The following is a 16490-nucleotide window of genomic DNA, read 5'->3' as shown; positions in this document are numbered from 1 at the left end:
CGGCGCCGCGGGAGTCACGCCCGCAGGAGCGGGGTCACACCGACAGGAGAGGAGAGGTCGCGTGGGAGGGGGCGGGTCACACCCGCCGGGGCGGGGTCACATCCGGAAGACCCCGTACGGGCCGGGCGGCGGGAGCGGGGCGTTGGCGCAGGCGGTGAGGGCGAGGCCGACGACGGTGCGGGTGTCCATCGGGTCGATCACGCCGTCATCCCAGAGTCGGGCGGTGGCGTAGTAGGCGTTGCCCTGGCGCTCGTACTGCTCGCGGACGGGGCGCTTGAACTCCTCCTCCGCCTCGGCCGGCCACTGCTCGCCGTGGGCCTCCAACTGGTCGCGGCGGACGGTGGCGAGGACGGACGCCGCCTGCTCGCCGCCCATCACGGAGATCTTCGAGCCCGGCCACATCCACAGGAAGCGAGGTGAGTAAGCCCGGCCGCACATCGAGTAGTTGCCGGCTCCGTACGAGCCGCCGATCACCACGGTCAGCTTCGGGACGCGGGTGCTGGCGACGGCGTTGACCATCTTGGCGCCGTGCTTGGCGATGCCGCCGGCCTCGTACTGCCGGCCGACCATGAAGCCGGTGATGTTCTGCAGGAAGAGGAGGGGGATGCCGCGCTGGTCGCACAACTCGATGAAGTGGGCGCCCTTGAGGGCCGACTCGGAGAACAGCACGCCGTTGTTGGCGACGATGCCGACGGGGTGGCCGTGGATCCGGGCGAAGCCGGTGACCAGGGTCGCGCCGTACTCGGCCTTGAACTCGGCGAACCGGCTGCCGTCGACCAGCCGGGCGATCACCTCGCGCACGTCGTAGGGCGTGCGCGGGTCGACCGGGACGGCCCCGTACAGGCCGGCCGGGTCCACGGCTGGCGGCTCGACCGGGGTGAGCGGCCATGGCCTGGCCGAGCGCGGGCCGAGCCCGGCCACGATCGTGCGGACGATGGAGAGGGCGTGGGCGTCGTCCTCGGCCAGGTGGTCCGTCACCCCCGAGGTGCGGGAGTGCAGGTCACCGCCGCCCAGTTCCTCGGCGGTGACCACCTCTCCGGTGGCGGCCTTCACCAGCGGTGGCCCGCCCAGGAAGATCGTGCCCTGGTTGCGGACGATCACGGCCTGGTCGCTCATCGCCGGGACGTACGCCCCGCCGGCCGTGCAGGAGCCGAGCACGGCGGCGATCTGCGGGATGCCCGCGGCGGAGAGCCTGGCCTGGTTGTAGAAGATCCGGCCGAAGTGGTCGCGGTCCGGGAAGACCTCGTCCTGCATGGGGAGGAAGGCGCCGCCGGAGTCCACCAGGTAGACGCAGGGCAGCCGGTTCTCCAGCGCGACCTCCTGGGCGCGCAGGTGCTTCTTCACGGTCATCGGGTAGTAGGTGCCGCCCTTGACGGTGGCGTCGTTGGCGACCACCACCACCTCGCGCCCGGCGACCCGGCCGATGCCCGCGATCACCCCGGCCGCGGGCGCCGCCCCGTCGTACATCCCGTCGGCGGCCAGCGGGGCCAGTTCCAGGAAGGGCGAGGCCGGGTCGAGCAGGGCGTCCACCCGGTCGCGGGGGAGCAGCTTGTTGCGCGCCGTGTGCCGGGCGCGGGCCCTGGCGCCGCCGCCGAGGGCCGCCGCGTCGAGCTTCTCGCGCAGCTCGGCGACCAGGGCCCGGTGTGCCTCGGTGTTGGCGCGGTAGGCGGTGGAGCCCGGGTCGGCCGCGGTGCCGAGCCGGGGCGCGGGAGCAGCGGCTCCCGGCGGTACGGCACCTGGCGCCGCCGTGGTGCCGGCCGCTGTGCTGCCATGGACGCCGGTGGGTACACCGGCGGTTGAGATGACCATTCCCAAGAGCTCCCTTGCCCTCGGCACCAGGCGGGCGGCCGGATGCGGTGCGCCCATGGACCCCACGTTAATTAACGTTAACTTACGCGCCCAGGTTAACGGCCGATAACCCCACTGTCTACGATGGGCAGCATGCCGAACGTCCCCGCAGCCTCCGCGCTCCCACGCCGCGACCAGATCCGTCGGGAGGCCGCGCGACTCTTCGCGGCCCGGGGTTTCCTCGGGGTGGGTGTGGACGAGATCGGCAAGGCCGTCGGCATCAGCGGCCCCGGGCTCTACCGCCACTTCGCCGGAAAGGACGCGATGCTCGCCGATCTGCTGATCGGCATCAGCGAGCGCCTGCTGGAGGAGGGGCGGCGCCGGGCGGGGGGCGGCGACGGTCCGGCCGCCGCGCTGGACGCGCTGATCGGCGGCCACGTCGACTTCGCCCTCGACGACCGCGACCTGATCACCCTCCACGACCGTGAGCTGCTGAACCTCAAGGAGGAGGACCGCCGCACCGTCCGCAGGCTCCAGCGCGGCTACGTCGAGCTCTGGGTGGACGTGGTCCGGCAGGTCTATCCGCAGCTGACGGGCCCCGCCGCCGAACCGGTGGCCAGGGCCGCCGTCCACGCGGTCTTCGGCCTGATCAACTCGACCCCGCACAGCCTCGGCCCGGGCCCCGCCCAGGACGAGCGCTCCGGCCTCCAGCGCGACGGCATGGCCGTCCTGCTGCACGCCCTCGCCCACGGCGCCTTCGCGGCGGCGGCCGAGTCGGTGTCCGCGCAGGCCTGAGTCCTGCGCGCCCGGACGGCCCGCTCGGCAGTCCAGGCCCAAGGTTGGCGCTCCGGCTCCGAGGCCGGAGGTCTAGGACCAAAGGACGGCGCCCGCCCGCCCCGGGCCGCTGGGCCTTCGGCGGCCCGTCCGCGACCCTGGAGGCAGGCGACCCCGGAGGCGGGCGACCCTGGAGGCGGGCGGGTCGGCGGGCCGTGCGTTCGTTCGGCCGGGAATCACTGCAGGCCGCAGGCTGTTGGCCAGTCCGCCGGACCGGACGATCCGGGCCGCCCCGGCCCGCTCCGGCCCCATCCGGGCCGGAAACGCCATGGCGGCCACCCGACGAAATGGTTAGCATCCCTAAATATGCCTGAGACTCACGGATCCACGGTGGAGCAATCCCCGAGCGGCTCACCGGCCCCCGGCGCGAGCCCGCAGCCGGACGGCGCCCACCAGCAGCCGGACGGCAACGACCCGCAGGCCGTCGGCTGGCTGCGCCGCCTGGTCGGCTACTGCTGGCGCTCCCGCCGCAGCGTGCTGCTCGCCTTCGGCGCCTCGCTCGTCGGCATGGCCGTCACCTCGCTGGTGCCGCTGGTCACCAAGCTGATCATCGACGACGTCATCACCGCGCACACCCGTTCGCTGGTCCCCTGGGCGGTGGTGCTGCTGCTCGCCGCCGTCGTCGTCTTCGGTTGCACCCAGGTCCGCCGCTACTACGGCGGCCAGCTCGCCCTGGACGTCCAGCACGACATGCGCAGCGACCTGTTCCGCTCGCTCGGCCGGCTCGACGGCCACCGCCAGGACCGGCTGGACACCGGCCAGGTGGTCGGGCGCGCGACCTCCGACCTCCAGCTGATCAACGGCCTGCTCTCGATGCTGCCGATGATGACCGGCTACCTGCTGATGTTCGTCATGTCGCTGGCCGTGATGGTCTGGCTCTCCCCGCCGCTCACCCTGATAGCCCTGGTGATGGCCCCCGCGCTGTGGTGGATCACCGTCCTCAGTCGGAAGCGACTCTTCCCCGCCACCTGGGCCGCCCAGCAGGAGGCGGCCGCCGTCGCGGGTGTGGTGGACGGCGCGATCGGCGGTGTCCGGGTGGTCAAGGGCTTCGGTCAGGAGGCGCAGGAGCTGGACAAGCTGGAGCGGGCCTCCCGCAACCTGTTCGCGGCCCGGCTCCGGTCGATCCGGCTCAACGCCCGCTACAACCCGGCGATGCAGGCCGTCCCGGCGCTCGCGCAGGTCGCGGTGCTGGCCTTCGGCGGCTGGCTGGCCGTCGACGGCCAGGTGTCGCTCGGGACCTTCGTGGCCTTCTCCACCTACGTCGCGCAGATGACCGGACCGGTGCGGATGCTCACCATGGTCATCACGGTCGGCCAGCAGGCCCGGGCCGGCGTGGAGCGCGTCCTCCAGCTGATCGACGAGCGCCCGCTGGTCCAGGAGCGCCCGGACGCGCTCACCCTGGACCTCACCGGGGACGGCACCCGCGAAGGCGCCGCCACCGGCGTCTGTGAAGGCAGCACCGCAGGCCCCCGCGCCACCGCAGACACCCGTGCCACCGCAGGCCCCCGAACCTCCGATGTCGCCCTGGAGTTCGACCAGGTCGAGTTCCGCTACGACCCCGAGCATCCCGCCCCCGTCCTGCACGGCCTCAGCCTGAAGCTGGCCCCCGGCGAGACCCTCGCCCTGGTCGGGGCTTCCGGCTCCGGCAAGTCGACGGTGGCACAGCTGGTGCCGCGCTTCTACGACCCGGCGGCCGGCGCCGTCCGCCTCTACGGCCACGACCTGCGCGACCTCACCCTGGACTCGGTCCGGTCGGCGGTCGGCATCGTCCCCGAGGAGAGCTTCCTGTTCTCCGAGTCGGTCCGCACCAACATCGCCTACGGCCGTCCGGACGCCACGGACGAGCAGGTCGTGGCGGCCGCGCGGGCCGCCCAGGCCGACGAGTTCGTCCGCGCGCTGCCGGACGGCTACGAGACCAAGGTCGGCGAGCAGGGCCTGACCCTCTCCGGAGGCCAGCGCCAGCGGATCGCGCTGGCCCGGGCGATCCTCACCGACCCCCGGATCCTGCTGCTGGACGATGCCACCTCGGCGGTGGACCCGCAGGTCGAGGCGGAGATCCACGACGCGCTGCGTTCGGTGATGACCGGCCGCACCACGCTGCTGATCGCCCACCGCCGCTCGACCCTGCAGCTCGCCGACCGGATAGCCGTCCTGGATCACGGCCGGCTGCTGGACATCGGCACGCACGAGGAACTCGACGCCCGATGTCCCCAGTACCGGGCTCTGATCACCGACCCCGAGGCCGGCCGCACACCCCGGTCGTCCGAGGCCCCGCAGACCGTCGAGCAGACCTCTCCGCAGACCCTCGAGCAGCCCGCCGGGCAGCAGACCCCCGAGCAGCAGACCGCTGAGCAGGCCGCCGAGCAGACCGAGGCGCGGTCCACCTCCGAGCAGGTCGACGAACCGACCCCCACGCAGGCCCCGGCCCCGGAACCCGTTGCCCCGGAACCCGTCGCCTCGCAACCCGCCGCCCCTGCCACCCCCGACCTCCCCACCCCCGCCCTGGTCAAGGCGGCCCGCACCGCCGACCCCGACCTGCTGGCCAGGGTCGCGGCCCTCCCGCCGGCCGCCGACTCCCCGGCGGTCCCGCGCGCCGAGGCCGAGGCCGGTGACCCGGACTTCACCCTCCGCCGCCTGCTGCGCCCCTTCCGCGTCCCGCTCGCCCTGGCCCTGCTGCTCGTCGCGCTCGACGCGGCTTCCGGCCTGGTGCTGCCGGTGCTGATCCGGCACGGCATCGACCAGGGCGTCAGCAAGGCCCTGATGTCGGGGGTCGCCGTGGCCGCGCTCGCCGCGCTGGTGGTGGTGCTGCTGGACTGGTTGGTGCAGAGCGCCGAGAACCGGGTCAGCGGCCGTACCGGTGAGCGGGTGCTCTACATGCTCCGCCTCAAGATCTTCGCCCACCTCAACCGGCTCGGCCTGGACTACTACGAGCGCGAGCTGTCCGGCCGGATCATGACCCGGATGACCACCGACCTGGACTCGTTGACGTCCTTCCTGCAGACCGGCGTGGTCACCGCCGTGGTCAGCCTGCTGACCTTCGGCGGGATCTTCGCCGCGCTGCTGATCATCGACGCCGGCCTGGCCCTGGTGGTCTTCGCGGTGCTGCCCCTGCTGGTGATCGCGACGCTGGTGTTCCGACGGAAGTCCAGGGACCAGTACGAGCTGTCCCGGGACCTCATCAGCACCGTCAACGCCGACCTCCAGGAGAACGTGGCGGGCATGCGGATCGTCCAGGCCTTCCGCCGCCTGGACACCAACACGGACCGCTTCGTCGCCCGGGGCGTCGCCTACCGCGAGGCCCGGGTGCGCGCGCAGCTGTACATCTCGCTGTACTTCCCGTTCGTCCAGTTCCTCTCCAGCGTGGCCGCCGCGCTGGTGCTGATCGTGGGCGCGGCCCGGGTCGACGCCGGGACGCTGACGGTCGGCGCGCTGGTCGCGTACCTGCTGTACATCGATCTGTTCTTCGCGCCGGTCAACCAGCTGTCCCAGGTGTTCGACGGCTACCAGCAGGCTTCGGTGGGCCTCGGCCGGATCCGGGAGCTGCTGCGCACCCCGACCGCCACGGCCGAGGCGGCCGACCCCGTGCCGGTGCCCGAGGGGCTGCGCGGCGAGATCTCCTTCGAGGGTGTCGGTTTCGCCTACAACGGCGGTGCGGACGGCGCCCCGAACGTGCTGACCGGTGTGGACCTGCACATTCCGGCCGGGCAGACGGTGGCGCTGGTGGGCGAGACCGGCGCCGGCAAGTCGACGCTGGTGAAGCTGGTCGCCCGGTTCTACGACGCGACGGAGGGCACCGTGCGGGTGGACGGGGTCGACCTCACCCGCTTCGACCTGGCGCAGTACCGCCACCGGCTGGGCGTGGTGCCGCAGGAGGCGTACCTGTTCGCGGGCACGGTGCGCGAGGCGATCGCGTACGGCCGGCCCGACGCCTCGCCGGCGGAGGTGGAGGCGGCGGCCCGGGCGGTCGGCGCGCACGACATGATCGTCCGGTTGTCCGGCGGCTACGACCACGAGGTCGCGGGTCGCGGCCGCAACCTCTCGGCCGGCCAGCGGCAGTTGATCGCGCTGGCCCGGGCCGAACTGGTCGATCCGGACGTCCTGCTGCTCGACGAGGCGACCGCGGCGCTCGACCTGGCCACCGAGGCGGTGGTCAACCAGGCCGCGGACCGGCTCAGCGGCGGCCGCACCACGCTGGTCATCGCCCACCGGCTGACCACCGCCGAGCGCGCCGACCGGGTCGTCGTGCTGGACCACGGCCGGGTGGTCGAGGACGGCACGCACACCGAACTGCTCGCCCGGGGCGGCACGTACGCCCGGCTCTGGCAGGCGTTCATCGCGGACGGCCACCCGGCGGTCGAGGCCGTCGCCGCGGGGTAGCCGACTGCCCGCGATCAGCCTGGCGGGTCGTCGCCGACGGCCCGCCAGGCTGATCGTCAGGCGGCGATCAGCGAGGCCAGCAGGCCGGTGGCGTCGATCCCGTGCGGCAGGTCGCTGACCTGTCCGTCCCCGACCTCGACCACGCGCCAGCCGGAGCCGTCGGCCCGGCTGGCGAGGTCGGTGGTGACGAAGCGGCAGCCGAGCATCCGGACCAGGGGGCGGACGCCGGTGAGGTCGGGTTCGACACCGTGGTGGGGTGCGTCGGGGTGCGGCCCGACCAGGACGGGTTCGCCGTCCAGCCACCACACCCGCGCCTCCACGGCCCGCCCGCTCCCACGGCCCGAACGGTCATCCGACCCTCCGCCCGAGTCGTCGCCCGAGCTGCCGCCCGTCCCGTCGGCCGGCCGCTCGAACTCCTCGTACCGCCGCAGCACCACCCCGCCGGTCAGGAACTCGCCCTGGAGCTCGACGAACCGCGCCACCACCCGCCCGACGCTCGCCAGATCGGCCAACTCGGGGATGTAGCAGGCCTCGTGCCACTCGTGCTTGCGCGACTTCACGTAGTCCTTGACGATCGCCGGCCCGCTCCCGCCGAGCCGGGCCACGGCGGCCGCCAGCTCTTCCGGCCCGGGCACCGCGGAAGCGGCGGTGGGGATCCACGTACTGGGCGGAGTCGCCCCCTCGAACACGTCGTACCAGCCCGGCAGTTCGTGTGCCGTCGCATAGCCGGCCGGGCTGGTCAGCAGGGCGCAGCCGCGCGCGGCGAGCGCGGTGGCGAAACCGGCGTAGCGGGCGGACGGAAGCATCCAGCCCCGGTACCAGAGCGGACCCCGGTCCTGCGGCACCCGCCGGACCGCCTGCTCGGCGTGCCCGGCGAGCAGCGCGTCGTGGTCGACCAGGTGGTGCTCGCCGCCCAACTCCCGCAGCAGCCTGGCCTCCCAGGCGAAGTGCGGGTCGGGCCGGCGCGGGTTGAGCGGGTCGGCGGGGAAGAGGATCGCGGGTACGGGCATGGCCGTCAGGGTAAGGCCCGGGCGGGGCGGCGTCGGCGGCTTTCGGCGCGTCAAACCCGCTCGACGGCCCAGCCGGGTGCTGGGAGAGTGATCCGATGCGAAATCTGCTGAGACTCCGTACACGTGTCCCCCGGCAGGCGGCTCGCACGGTGGTCCTGGACGAGGACGGCTCGGTCTTCCTGCTCCGTTCGGACAACGACGAGGTCGGCGTCCACTGGACCATGCCGGGCGGCGGGTTGGAACCCGGCGAGACCCCGTGGACCGGCGCCCGGCGCGAACTCTGGGAGGAGACGGGCTGGAGTGACCTCGAACCGGGCCCGCTGCTCTGTACCTGGGAACACGACTTCACCTGGCACGGCACCCCGGTCCGTCAGCACGAGCACATCTACCTCACGGGCGGACCGCACCGCGGCCCGGTCGGTGACGTCAGCGCGGTGCACGCCGAGGACCGGATCCTCGACTGGCGCTGGTGGACCCCGGCCGACCTGGCGGACGAGCACGCCGACGCGCTCTGGCCGCCCCGGCTGCCGGAGCTGCTGGCCGCCGTCCGCGAGGGCTGGGCCGTCGATGGGCGCCCCCCGGTACCCGTCGACCTCGGCTTCATCCCGAACGCCCCGGCCACCCGCTGACGGCCACCCGCTGACCGCTCCCCGACGCACGGCCGACCGCGATCTCCTGACCGCCGTCTCCTGACCGTCACCGGCGGGCCCCAAGAGCGCGCTGCTACGGCCACACGCTGCTACAAGCGCACGCCCCTACGGGCGCCCGCCGCGTCGCGCCCGCCCGCCCGGGCCGGATTCCCAACCGTGCAGGTCCAGCTCCCGGTCGTGCAGCGCGCAGGGGTTCATCAGCACGGTCAGTTGCGCGTCGGCCAACTGCTCGAAGGCGAGCCCGGTGGCGGACAGCAGTTGCTCGGTCGGCACCGAGACGGCGATGGCGGCGCGCCAGGAGGGCAGCACGATCAGGCTGGTGCCGCGGCCGAGCCGGACCGGTTCCGCCGTCACCCGGACCGGCGCCCGCTCCTCCGGGCGGCCGACGGCCTCGGGCTGGTTCGGGCTGCCGCCGATCAGGATGCCGAGCGGTGTCTCGGCCCGCGCCGCCTCGGGGGCGGCGGCCGACGGAGCCGTCACCGCCCCGGTGCCTCCGATGAGTTCACCTGAACCGGGTGCGGCTGCCGCCCAGACCTCGGCCGGGAGAGCGGCGGAGGTCACGGGTGTCGTAGGTGCTGTCCCGATCGGTTCGGTCGCGGCCGTCTCCCGTGCGGCCGCCCCCTGCCCGGTCGCGTCGGCCTGCGGGTGCATCCGGCGCAGCCGGCGCGAGGGCGCGGGGCGCCGGGAGCCGGCGGCCCGGAGTTCCTCGCGCGCCGCGCGCAGCACGGGCACGGCCCGGTCGCCCTCGGGCGCGACGGCCGGCCGGCCGAACCTGCCGACCCCGGCCCCGGTCCGCCCGCCCACGGTCTCGGCCCCGCCACCCGGAACGTCTCCACGGTGCTCAACACCCTCGCCGCCCGCGCCGCCTTCACGGACCTCGCCGTCCTCGCAGTCCTCGCAGTCCCCGTCCTCGGCGCTCTCGCCCAGCAGCGCCCGGACTTCCGTAGCCGATCGCCGGCACGCGGCCGCCAGGTCGGCGACCGAGCGGCCTTGGGCGCGGGCAGCCCGCAGCCGGTCGGCGAGCGCCGCCCGCAGCCGCGAGGTGGTCGGATCGTCCGCAGCCGCCTCGCCCCTCGCCGCCGCGAGTCCGCCGTCTGCCCCGCCGTCCTCCCGTCCGCGCGGCTGCGGCACCGAGTCGTGGCGTGAGCCGCCGGCCTGGCGTGGCCCGCCGGCGGTGCCGGACGGGGCGGCGCCCGGAGTGCCGGCCGGGCCGGTCTCGGCGGCCGTCGCGATGGAGCAGCGTGCGGCGTGCGGGGGCGCGGATCCGGCGCTGTCCCCGGGCGGGCCGGGCAGGGACGGGTCGGTTGCGGCGGGGTGGAGCGAGGTCATCGGCACGGGCCCTTCGGCGGACGGTCCGGATGATCCTCCCGCACCGCGCGACCAGCTCCAAGCATCAATTCCGGGGGTGTGCGCGAGACCACTGCCCGCCCCTACACCCCGTGTCGGCTCAAGTGCCGGGCGCGACGAAGCCCTTGAGGTCGGCGAGCACCGCGTTGGCCGCCATGACACCGAGCCCGAGGAACCAGGTCTCGTCCGAAACCGGCCGGGCCTGACCGGACTTGACCGCGCCGAGGGTCTTCCAGAGCGCGCCGCCGAGCACCGCGTCCTGGTTGGTGGAGCTGGGGCTGCCGTACACGCCGTAGAAGATCCAGTCGGCGTCGGCCTTGTCGATCTGTTCCGGGCTGACCTCCACCGCGAGTTCCTTGACCTGTTCGATCTTGGGCTGCGGCAGCGGGATGTCGGTGAGGATGGTGCCGATGAAGGACAGCTCGGCGTACAGCCGGGTCCGGCCGGGCATGAAGCGCAGCGGCGTGATGGTGGGCCGCTTGTCGCCGAGCTTGGCGCCGATCGCGGTGGCGGCCGCCTGGTACGCGTCGAGCTGGGTCTTGGCCTCGGCCTCCAGGCCGAACGGGCTGGCGTTGAGCTGGAAGTTCTGCTTCCAGGGGTAGCCGGGGCGCAGCGAGAAGACGGTCGGCGCGATCTTGGACAGCTGCGCGTACTGGTCCTGGGCGCGCAGCTGGCTGCCGAGGATCAGGTCGGGCTTGAGCGCGGCGATGGCCTCCAGGTTGAGGCTGTTGATGGTGCCGACGTTGGCCGGGTTGCCGGCCTTGTCCTTGAGGTAGGACGGCAGGGACTTGGAGCCGTCGGTGTAGACGATGCCGACCGGCTGGATGCCGAGTGCGACGACGTTGTCGAGTTCGCCGGTGTCCAGCACCACGACCCGGGTGGGCTTGGCGGGGATGACGGTCTCGCCCATGGCGTGCTTGACGGTGCGCGGGTAGACGCCGGGGGCGGCGTCGGTGCCGAAGCCCTTCATCTTCTCGATCACGGTGGCGTAGTCGTCGCCGCCCTGCTTGACCGACTTCTGGTCGGGCGATGCGCCGCCGGTGCCGGGGGTCGCGCCGCCGGAGCCGCCGTTGCCGCCCGAGCCGCCGGAGCTGCCGCAGGCGGTGAGCAGTCCGCCGAGGCCGAGGACCGCCCCACCGGCGATCCCGACGGAGAGGAACCTGCGGCGGGAGGGGGTGCGGGGGACGAGGACCAGGTCGTCGGGGTGGGGGGCCACGCGACGCTCCTTCGAATCGAGGTTAGGTGAGGCAAACCTATCCGAAGCATCCGAGGGGGGCGTAGTGGCCCGTCCGGGCCGAGGGCGAACCATCTCAAACCTTGACATAAGGGAGAAATTCTCTTGACCCTGATCCTTTGAAACCAAGGTACACCGCTTAACGCGCCGTTAATGCTGCACCTTGACGGCCTTCGTCGAGAACGAATCGAAGCAAGTGGTTTAGATCACCAAGGGTTGGTCTACTCAACCTTCCATGCTCGCGCCTAGGGTGCGCTGGTGTTTGATCAGCAGCTCTCAGAGCACGGAAGCAGCGGCCGGGCAATGGCGCCCGACGCTCCGCAGGGTGCCCCGGTCAGTGGCATCAGTGGTGGAGTCCCCGACCAGGGGACAGCTGGGGGAGCGGGGGACAAGGGTCTACGGGGCAACTCGGTGGGCCTGCTGGGCAGTGTGGTCCTGGGCGTCTCCACGGTCGCCCCGGTCTACTGCCTGACCGCGACACTCGGGCCGACCGTCACCGCGGTCGGCGTCCAGATGCCCGCCGTGTTCCTGGCCGGCTTCCTGCCGATGCTGCTCGTCGCGTTCGCCTACAAGGAGCTGAACAAGGACTTCCCGGACTGCGGCACGTCCTTCACCTGGACGGTCAAGGCCTTCGGCCCCCGGGTCGGCTGGATGGCCGGCTGGGGCCTGACCGTCGCGACCATCATCGTGCTGTCCAACCTGGCCGGGGTCGCGACCGACTTCCTCTACCTGATGCTCGGCGAGATGACCGGCAGGAGCTGGGTCGCCGAACTCGACCAGAACCAGGCCGTCCACCTGCTCACCGTCGTCCTGCTGATCGCCGGCGCCACCGCGATGAGCTACCGGGGGATGACCGCCACCAAGTGGTTCCAGTACAGCCTGGTCGGCCTCCAACTCGCCGTGCTGGTGCTCTTCTCGGCCATCGCCATCGGCAAGGCCGCCGCCGGCGACCTGCCCGACTCGATCGGCTTCTCGTTCTCCTGGCTCAACCCGCTCCAGGTCAGCTCCTTCAGCGCCTTCACCGCCGGCCTGTCGCTGTCGATCTTCATGTACTGGGGCTGGGACACCTGCCTCACCATGAATGAGGAGACCCTCGGCAGCGCCAAGACCCCCGGTCGCGCCGCGATGGTCTCCATGGTCACCCTGGTCGGCTCGTACCTGCTGGTCGCGATCTCCGCCCAGATGTTCGCGGGCGTCGGCTCCACCGGCTCCGGCCTCAGCAACCCGGAGACCTCCGACAACGTCTTCGCCGCGCTCGCCCGCCCGGTCCTCGGCTCGCCGTGGAGCGTCCTGCTCTTCCTGGCCGTCGTCGCCAGCGCCGCCGCCAGCCTCCAGACCACCTTCATCCCGGTGGCCCGCACCCTGCTCGCGATGAGCGCCTACCGCGCCGTGCCGCCGCGCTTCGGCGCCGTCCACCCGCGCTTCCGCACCCCCGGGTACGCCACCGTCGCGGCCGGCATCGCCACCGCCGTCTTCTACGTCGGCATGAGCCTGATCAGCGAGAACGTCGTCCAGGACACCATCCTGGCGCTCGGCCTGATGATCTGCTTCTACTACGCGCTGACCGCGTTCGCCTGCGTCTGGTACTTCCGCCGCTCGCTGCGCACCGGCCCCCGCGACCTGTTCCTCAAGGGCATCGCCCCGCTGCTCGGCGGCGTGCTGCTGAGCGGGGTCTTCCTGCAGACCCTCACCGACGCCTGGAGCCCGGACTACGGCAGCGGCGCCGTCTTCGGCATCGGCTCGGTGTTCGTCATCGGCGTCGGCATCCTGCTGCTCGGCGCCGTCCTGATGACCTGCTACGGGCTGGCCCGGCCGGAGTTCTTCCGCGGCGAGACGCTGCGCAAGGACACCCCCGCGCTGGTCGTCGAGGACTGAGAGGACCGGGAGGACCGAGGGGACCGGGAGCGCCGAAAACCGACCACGCCGCCGGGCATCGACGCTATCCTCGACCGCATGAAGCTTTACGCGGGCCAGTGCTGGTGGCCGTCCTGAGGGACGGCCACCCCACCCGCTCGACCAGGGCCGTCCGGAATGGACGGCCCTTTCGCGTTTCCCACGGAACGGGCCCCCGCCCCGGACGGCCGCCACCGCCGCCGTACCGAGGAGAAACCCGATGACCACCGCGACGACCGCGACCAACGCGACGACCCCGACGACCTCGACGACCCCGTCCGTGGCCACCACCGCCACCTTCACCGCCGACCCGGCCGGCCACCGCGTCCTCACCGGGGACCGCCCCACCGGACCGCTGCACCTCGGCCACTACTTCGGCACCCTGCACAACCGCGTCCAGCTCCAGAACCAGGGCGTCGAGATGTTCGTCGTGATCGCCGACTACCAGGTCATCACCGACCGGGACATCGCCGACCGGCTCGCCGAGCACACCGAGAACCTCGTCCTCGACTACCTCGCGGCCGGCCTCGACCCCGACCGCGCCACGATCTTCGCGCACAGCGCCGTCCCCGCCCTCAACCAGCTGCTGCTGCCCTTCCTCAGCCTGGTCAGCGTCGCCGAACTGAACCGCAACCCCACCGTCAAGGACGAGATCGCGCACTCCCGCCAGTCCGCCGTCAACGGGCTGATGTTCACCTACCCCGCCCACCAGGCCGCCGACATCCTCTTCTGCAAGGCGAACCTCGTCCCGGTCGGCCAGGACCAGCTGCCCCACCTCGAAGTCGCCCGCACCATCGCCCGCCGCTTCAACGAGCGCTACCCGCACGCCGACGGCGGCGCCGTCTTCCCCACCCCCCGCGCACTGCTCTCCGACGCCCCGCTGCTGCTCGGCACCGACGGCGGCAAGATGAGCAAGAGCCGGGGCAACTCCGTCCCCCTCGGCGCCACCGAGGACGAGACCGCCCGGATCATCCGCGGCGCCAGGACCGATGCCGACCGCCGGATCGACTACGACCCGGCCAACCGGCCCGAGGTCTCCAGCCTCGTCCTGCTCGCCGCGCTCTGTCAGGACCGCGCACCCGAGGAGATCGCCGAGGAACTCGGCGACGGCGGGGCCGCCGCGCTCAAGCGCACCGTCACCGACTCCGTCAACGAGTACCTCCGCCCCCTGCGCGCCCGCCGTGCCGAACTCGCCGCCGACCGAGGCCACCTGCGCCAGGTCCTGCGCGACGGGGCCGAACGCGCCAACGCCGTCGCCGACGCCACCCTCGACGAGGTCAGGAAGGTGATGGGGGCGATCTGAAGAACCGCCCCGCACCGTCGGGGCACCTCCGGCGTACCTCCGGCGCACCTCCGGCCCGAAGACGTCGGCTCGCGGACATCGGCCCGTCGAAACGGGGGCATATCGTCACCGGGCGGCCTCGACCACACCGAGGCCGCCCGTACCCGGCCTCCCCCGAAAGGCGTCCCGACCCATGGACCAGCACCCGACCACGTCCGGCCAGGGTCTGACCCGCCCGCCGCACCTGCGCCCCGGCGACCACATCGCCGTCGTCGCCCCCAGCGGCCCGATCGACTCCCAGCGACTCACCGACGGCTGCGCGATCCTCCGCTCCTGGGGCCTGCGAGTCACCGTCGCCCCGCACGTCCTCGACGCCCACCCCACCCTCGGCTACCTCGCCGGCACCGACGCCGACCGCGCCGCCGACCTCCAGTCCGCCTGGCTCGACCCCACCGTCGACGCCGTCATCTGCGCCCGCGGCGGCTACGGCGTCCACCGCATGGTCGACCTGCTCGACTGGGACGCCATGCGCGCCGCCCCGCCCAAGCCGTTCATCGGCTTCAGCGACGTCTCCTCCCTCCAGGAGGCCTTCGCCCAGCGGCTCGGCATCGCCACCCTCTACGGGCCGATGAGCGCGGCCGGCTCCTTCATCGCCGACGGACCGACCGCCGAGCACCTGCGCCGCACCCTCTTCGAGCCCACGGCCACCACCGTGCTCACCTCACCGACCGCCACCGCCCTCGTCCCCGGCCGCGCCAGGGGCGTCACCGCGGGCGGCTGCGTCCACGTCCTCGCGGCCGAGCGCGGCACGCCCGCCGCCCGGCCCTCCTACGCCGGCGGCATCCTGATCCTGGAGGACGTCAACGAGCACCCGTACCAGCTCGATCGGCTCCTCACCCAGTTCCTGCGCTCCGGCGCGTTCGACGGGGTCGCCGGCATCGCGCTCGGCTCCTGGGACGGCTGCGGACGGCTCGACCGCGTCCGGGACGTCATGCTCGACCGCCTCGGCCCGCTCGGCATACCCGTCATCTGGGAACTCGGCTTCGGCCACTGCCCCTCCACCCTGACCGTCCCGCTCGGCGTCCCCGCCGTCCTCGACGCCGACGCCGGCACCCTCACCCTGGAAGTGCCCGCCCTCGCCGAGCGGTGAGGCCCGGGCCGGCGGTGAGTAGGGTGCGGCCATGAACGAGGACCGCCTCACCGCCCTCGCCCTCGGCTTCCTCCGGGGCCCGGGCAGCAACGCCCGTACGATCCTCGGACTTGCCGGCCCGCCCGCCGCCGGCAAGTCCACCCTGGCCCGGCACCTCGTCGCCGAGATCGAACGCGCCGAAGGCCCCGGCAGCGCCGGGTACGTCCCGCTCGACGGCTTCCACCTGTCCGCCGCCCAGCTGGACCGCCTCGCCCTGACCCACCGCAAGGGCGCCCCCGCCACCTTCGACGCCCACGGCTACGTCGCCCTGCTGCGCCGCATCGCCGCCGACCGCTTCCAGGACATCTACGTCCCCGACTTCGACCGCACCCTCGACGAACCGGTCGCCGCCCGCCACGTCGTCCGCCCGCACACCCGCCTCGTCATCACCGAGGGCAACTACCTCGCCTCCACCGACACCCCGTGGCCGGAGGCCCGCCGCCTGCTGCGCGAACTCTGGTACGTGGACACCGACGACGCCCTCCGCGAGGAGCGCCTGCTCCGCCGCCACCGCGACGGCGGCCGCGACGAGGCCACCGCCCGCCACTGGGTGACCGGCAACGACCACCCCAACGGCGAGTACGTGAAAGCCGGCCGCGCCCTGTGTACCCGGACCGTCCCCGGCAGCGGCTTGCCCGTGACGCCGGCCAGGGGTAGTGTTCTCTAGTCGCTCGGCAGGGAGCACCGGACACGCATCGGCGCGGACGGTCCCGGGGCGGCCAATCCTTTTGAAACACCATTTCCCGGTTCGGGCTGGGTCGCGTCTTGTCGCGGCTTGGTTCCTATTCGGCGTGCTCGTTTTATTGGATTGCGGCCGATTCGCTTTTCGGAGCGGGGATCGGCTAGAGTTTGAAACGTCGGACGGGGCGTCAAGCCGCAGAAGACA

General features: G+C 73.0%; 11 protein-coding genes. 7 read left to right on the top strand and 4 right to left on the bottom strand.

The features are described from left to right. Positions 1-96 precede the first annotated feature (96 nt). Positions 97-1809, bottom strand: coding sequence for a carboxyl transferase domain-containing protein (locus tag ACFVHI_RS02305; RefSeq protein WP_380334948.1), 1713 nt, complete (start codon positions 1807-1809; stop codon positions 97-99). A gap of 132 nt (positions 1810-1941) precedes the next feature. Between ACFVHI_RS02305 and ACFVHI_RS02300 the strand changes: the two genes are divergently transcribed. Beyond that, entirely contained in the window at positions 1942-2583 is a 642-nt protein-coding gene (locus tag ACFVHI_RS02300) for a TetR/AcrR family transcriptional regulator (protein WP_107452927.1), read from the top strand. Between the two features lie 345 nt (positions 2584-2928). After that, positions 2929-6999: an ABC transporter transmembrane domain-containing protein gene (locus tag ACFVHI_RS02295; protein ID WP_380334945.1), complete on the top strand. Its 4071-nt coding sequence runs from the start codon at positions 2929-2931 to the stop codon at positions 6997-6999. 56 nt (positions 7000-7055) lie between these two features. On the opposite strand, the gene ACFVHI_RS02290 is transcribed toward ACFVHI_RS02295, so the two are convergent. Then, entirely contained in the window at positions 7056-8009 is a 954-nt protein-coding gene (locus ACFVHI_RS02290; RefSeq protein WP_380334943.1) for an ATP-grasp domain-containing protein, read from the bottom strand. 95 nt (positions 8010-8104) lie between these two features. On the opposite strand from ACFVHI_RS02290, the gene ACFVHI_RS02285 reads away from it, so the two are divergent. Next, on the top strand, positions 8105-8638 hold the full coding sequence (locus ACFVHI_RS02285) for an NUDIX hydrolase (RefSeq protein WP_063349308.1): 534 nt from the start codon (positions 8105-8107) through the stop codon (positions 8636-8638). A 126-nt stretch (positions 8639-8764) separates the two neighbouring features. Here the strand turns inward: ACFVHI_RS02285 and ACFVHI_RS02280 are convergent, their stop codons facing one another. Both ACFVHI_RS02280 and ACFVHI_RS02275 read right to left on the bottom strand, forming a co-directional pair. Further along, the gene (locus ACFVHI_RS02280; protein WP_380334940.1) at positions 8765-9988 is read right to left on the bottom strand and encodes a hypothetical protein; all 1224 of its coding nucleotides are present in this window, start codon (positions 9986-9988) and stop codon (positions 8765-8767) included. Positions 9989-10106: 118 nt separating this feature from the next. Then, positions 10107-11222, bottom strand: coding sequence for an ABC transporter substrate-binding protein (locus ACFVHI_RS02275; protein WP_380334938.1), 1116 nt, complete (start codon positions 11220-11222; stop codon positions 10107-10109). Positions 11223-11543: 321 nt separating this feature from the next. On the opposite strand from ACFVHI_RS02275, the gene ACFVHI_RS02270 reads away from it, so the two are divergent. The 4 genes from ACFVHI_RS02270 (at position 11544) to ACFVHI_RS02255 (ending at position 16271) form a co-directional block, all read left to right on the top strand. Continuing rightward, the gene (locus ACFVHI_RS02270) at positions 11544-13115 is read left to right on the top strand and encodes an APC family permease (RefSeq protein ID WP_380334935.1); all 1572 of its coding nucleotides are present in this window, start codon (positions 11544-11546) and stop codon (positions 13113-13115) included. Positions 13116-13353: 238 nt separating this feature from the next. Next, positions 13354-14436, top strand: a complete 1083-nt coding sequence (trpS, locus tag ACFVHI_RS02265) for a tryptophan--tRNA ligase (RefSeq protein WP_380334932.1) — start codon at positions 13354-13356, stop codon at positions 14434-14436. A 172-nt stretch (positions 14437-14608) separates the two neighbouring features. Continuing rightward, on the top strand, positions 14609-15565 hold the full coding sequence (locus ACFVHI_RS02260; protein ID WP_380334929.1) for an LD-carboxypeptidase: 957 nt from the start codon (positions 14609-14611) through the stop codon (positions 15563-15565). 31 nt (positions 15566-15596) lie between these two features. Further along, on the top strand, positions 15597-16271 hold the full coding sequence (locus ACFVHI_RS02255; protein WP_063349312.1) for a nucleoside/nucleotide kinase family protein: 675 nt from the start codon (positions 15597-15599) through the stop codon (positions 16269-16271). The last annotated feature ends 219 nt before the right edge of the window (positions 16272-16490 follow it).

Origin of the sequence: Kitasatospora sp. NPDC127121 (assembly GCF_042677305.1) — a bacterium.
In the GTDB taxonomy this organism is placed as follows: domain Bacteria; phylum Actinomycetota; class Actinomycetes; order Streptomycetales; family Streptomycetaceae; genus Kitasatospora.
This window is presented reverse-complemented; position numbering and strand designations above follow the sequence as displayed.

What these genes read in the sequence shown, in the direction of transcription:
- ACFVHI_RS02305 (WP_380334948.1), bottom strand. Translation starts at nt 1,809, where the DNA reads ATGGTCATCTCAACCGCCGGTGTACCCACCGGCGTCCATGGCAGCACA.
- ACFVHI_RS02300 (WP_107452927.1), top strand. Translation starts at nt 1,942, where the DNA reads ATGCCGAACGTCCCCGCAGCCTCCGCGCTCCCACGCCGCGACCAGATC.
- ACFVHI_RS02295 (WP_380334945.1), top strand. Translation starts at nt 2,929, where the DNA reads ATGCCTGAGACTCACGGATCCACGGTGGAGCAATCCCCGAGCGGCTCA.
- ACFVHI_RS02290 (WP_380334943.1), bottom strand. Translation starts at nt 8,009, where the DNA reads ATGCCCGTACCCGCGATCCTCTTCCCCGCCGACCCGCTCAACCCGCGC.
- ACFVHI_RS02285 (WP_063349308.1), top strand. Translation starts at nt 8,105, where the DNA reads ATGCGAAATCTGCTGAGACTCCGTACACGTGTCCCCCGGCAGGCGGCT.
- ACFVHI_RS02280 (WP_380334940.1), bottom strand. Translation starts at nt 9,988, where the DNA reads ATGACCTCGCTCCACCCCGCCGCAACCGACCCGTCCCTGCCCGGCCCG.
- ACFVHI_RS02270 (WP_380334935.1), top strand. Translation starts at nt 11,544, where the DNA reads ATGGCGCCCGACGCTCCGCAGGGTGCCCCGGTCAGTGGCATCAGTGGT.
- trpS (WP_380334932.1), top strand. Translation starts at nt 13,354, where the DNA reads ATGACCACCGCGACGACCGCGACCAACGCGACGACCCCGACGACCTCG.
- ACFVHI_RS02260 (WP_380334929.1), top strand. Translation starts at nt 14,609, where the DNA reads ATGGACCAGCACCCGACCACGTCCGGCCAGGGTCTGACCCGCCCGCCG.
- ACFVHI_RS02255 (WP_063349312.1), top strand. Translation starts at nt 15,597, where the DNA reads ATGAACGAGGACCGCCTCACCGCCCTCGCCCTCGGCTTCCTCCGGGGC.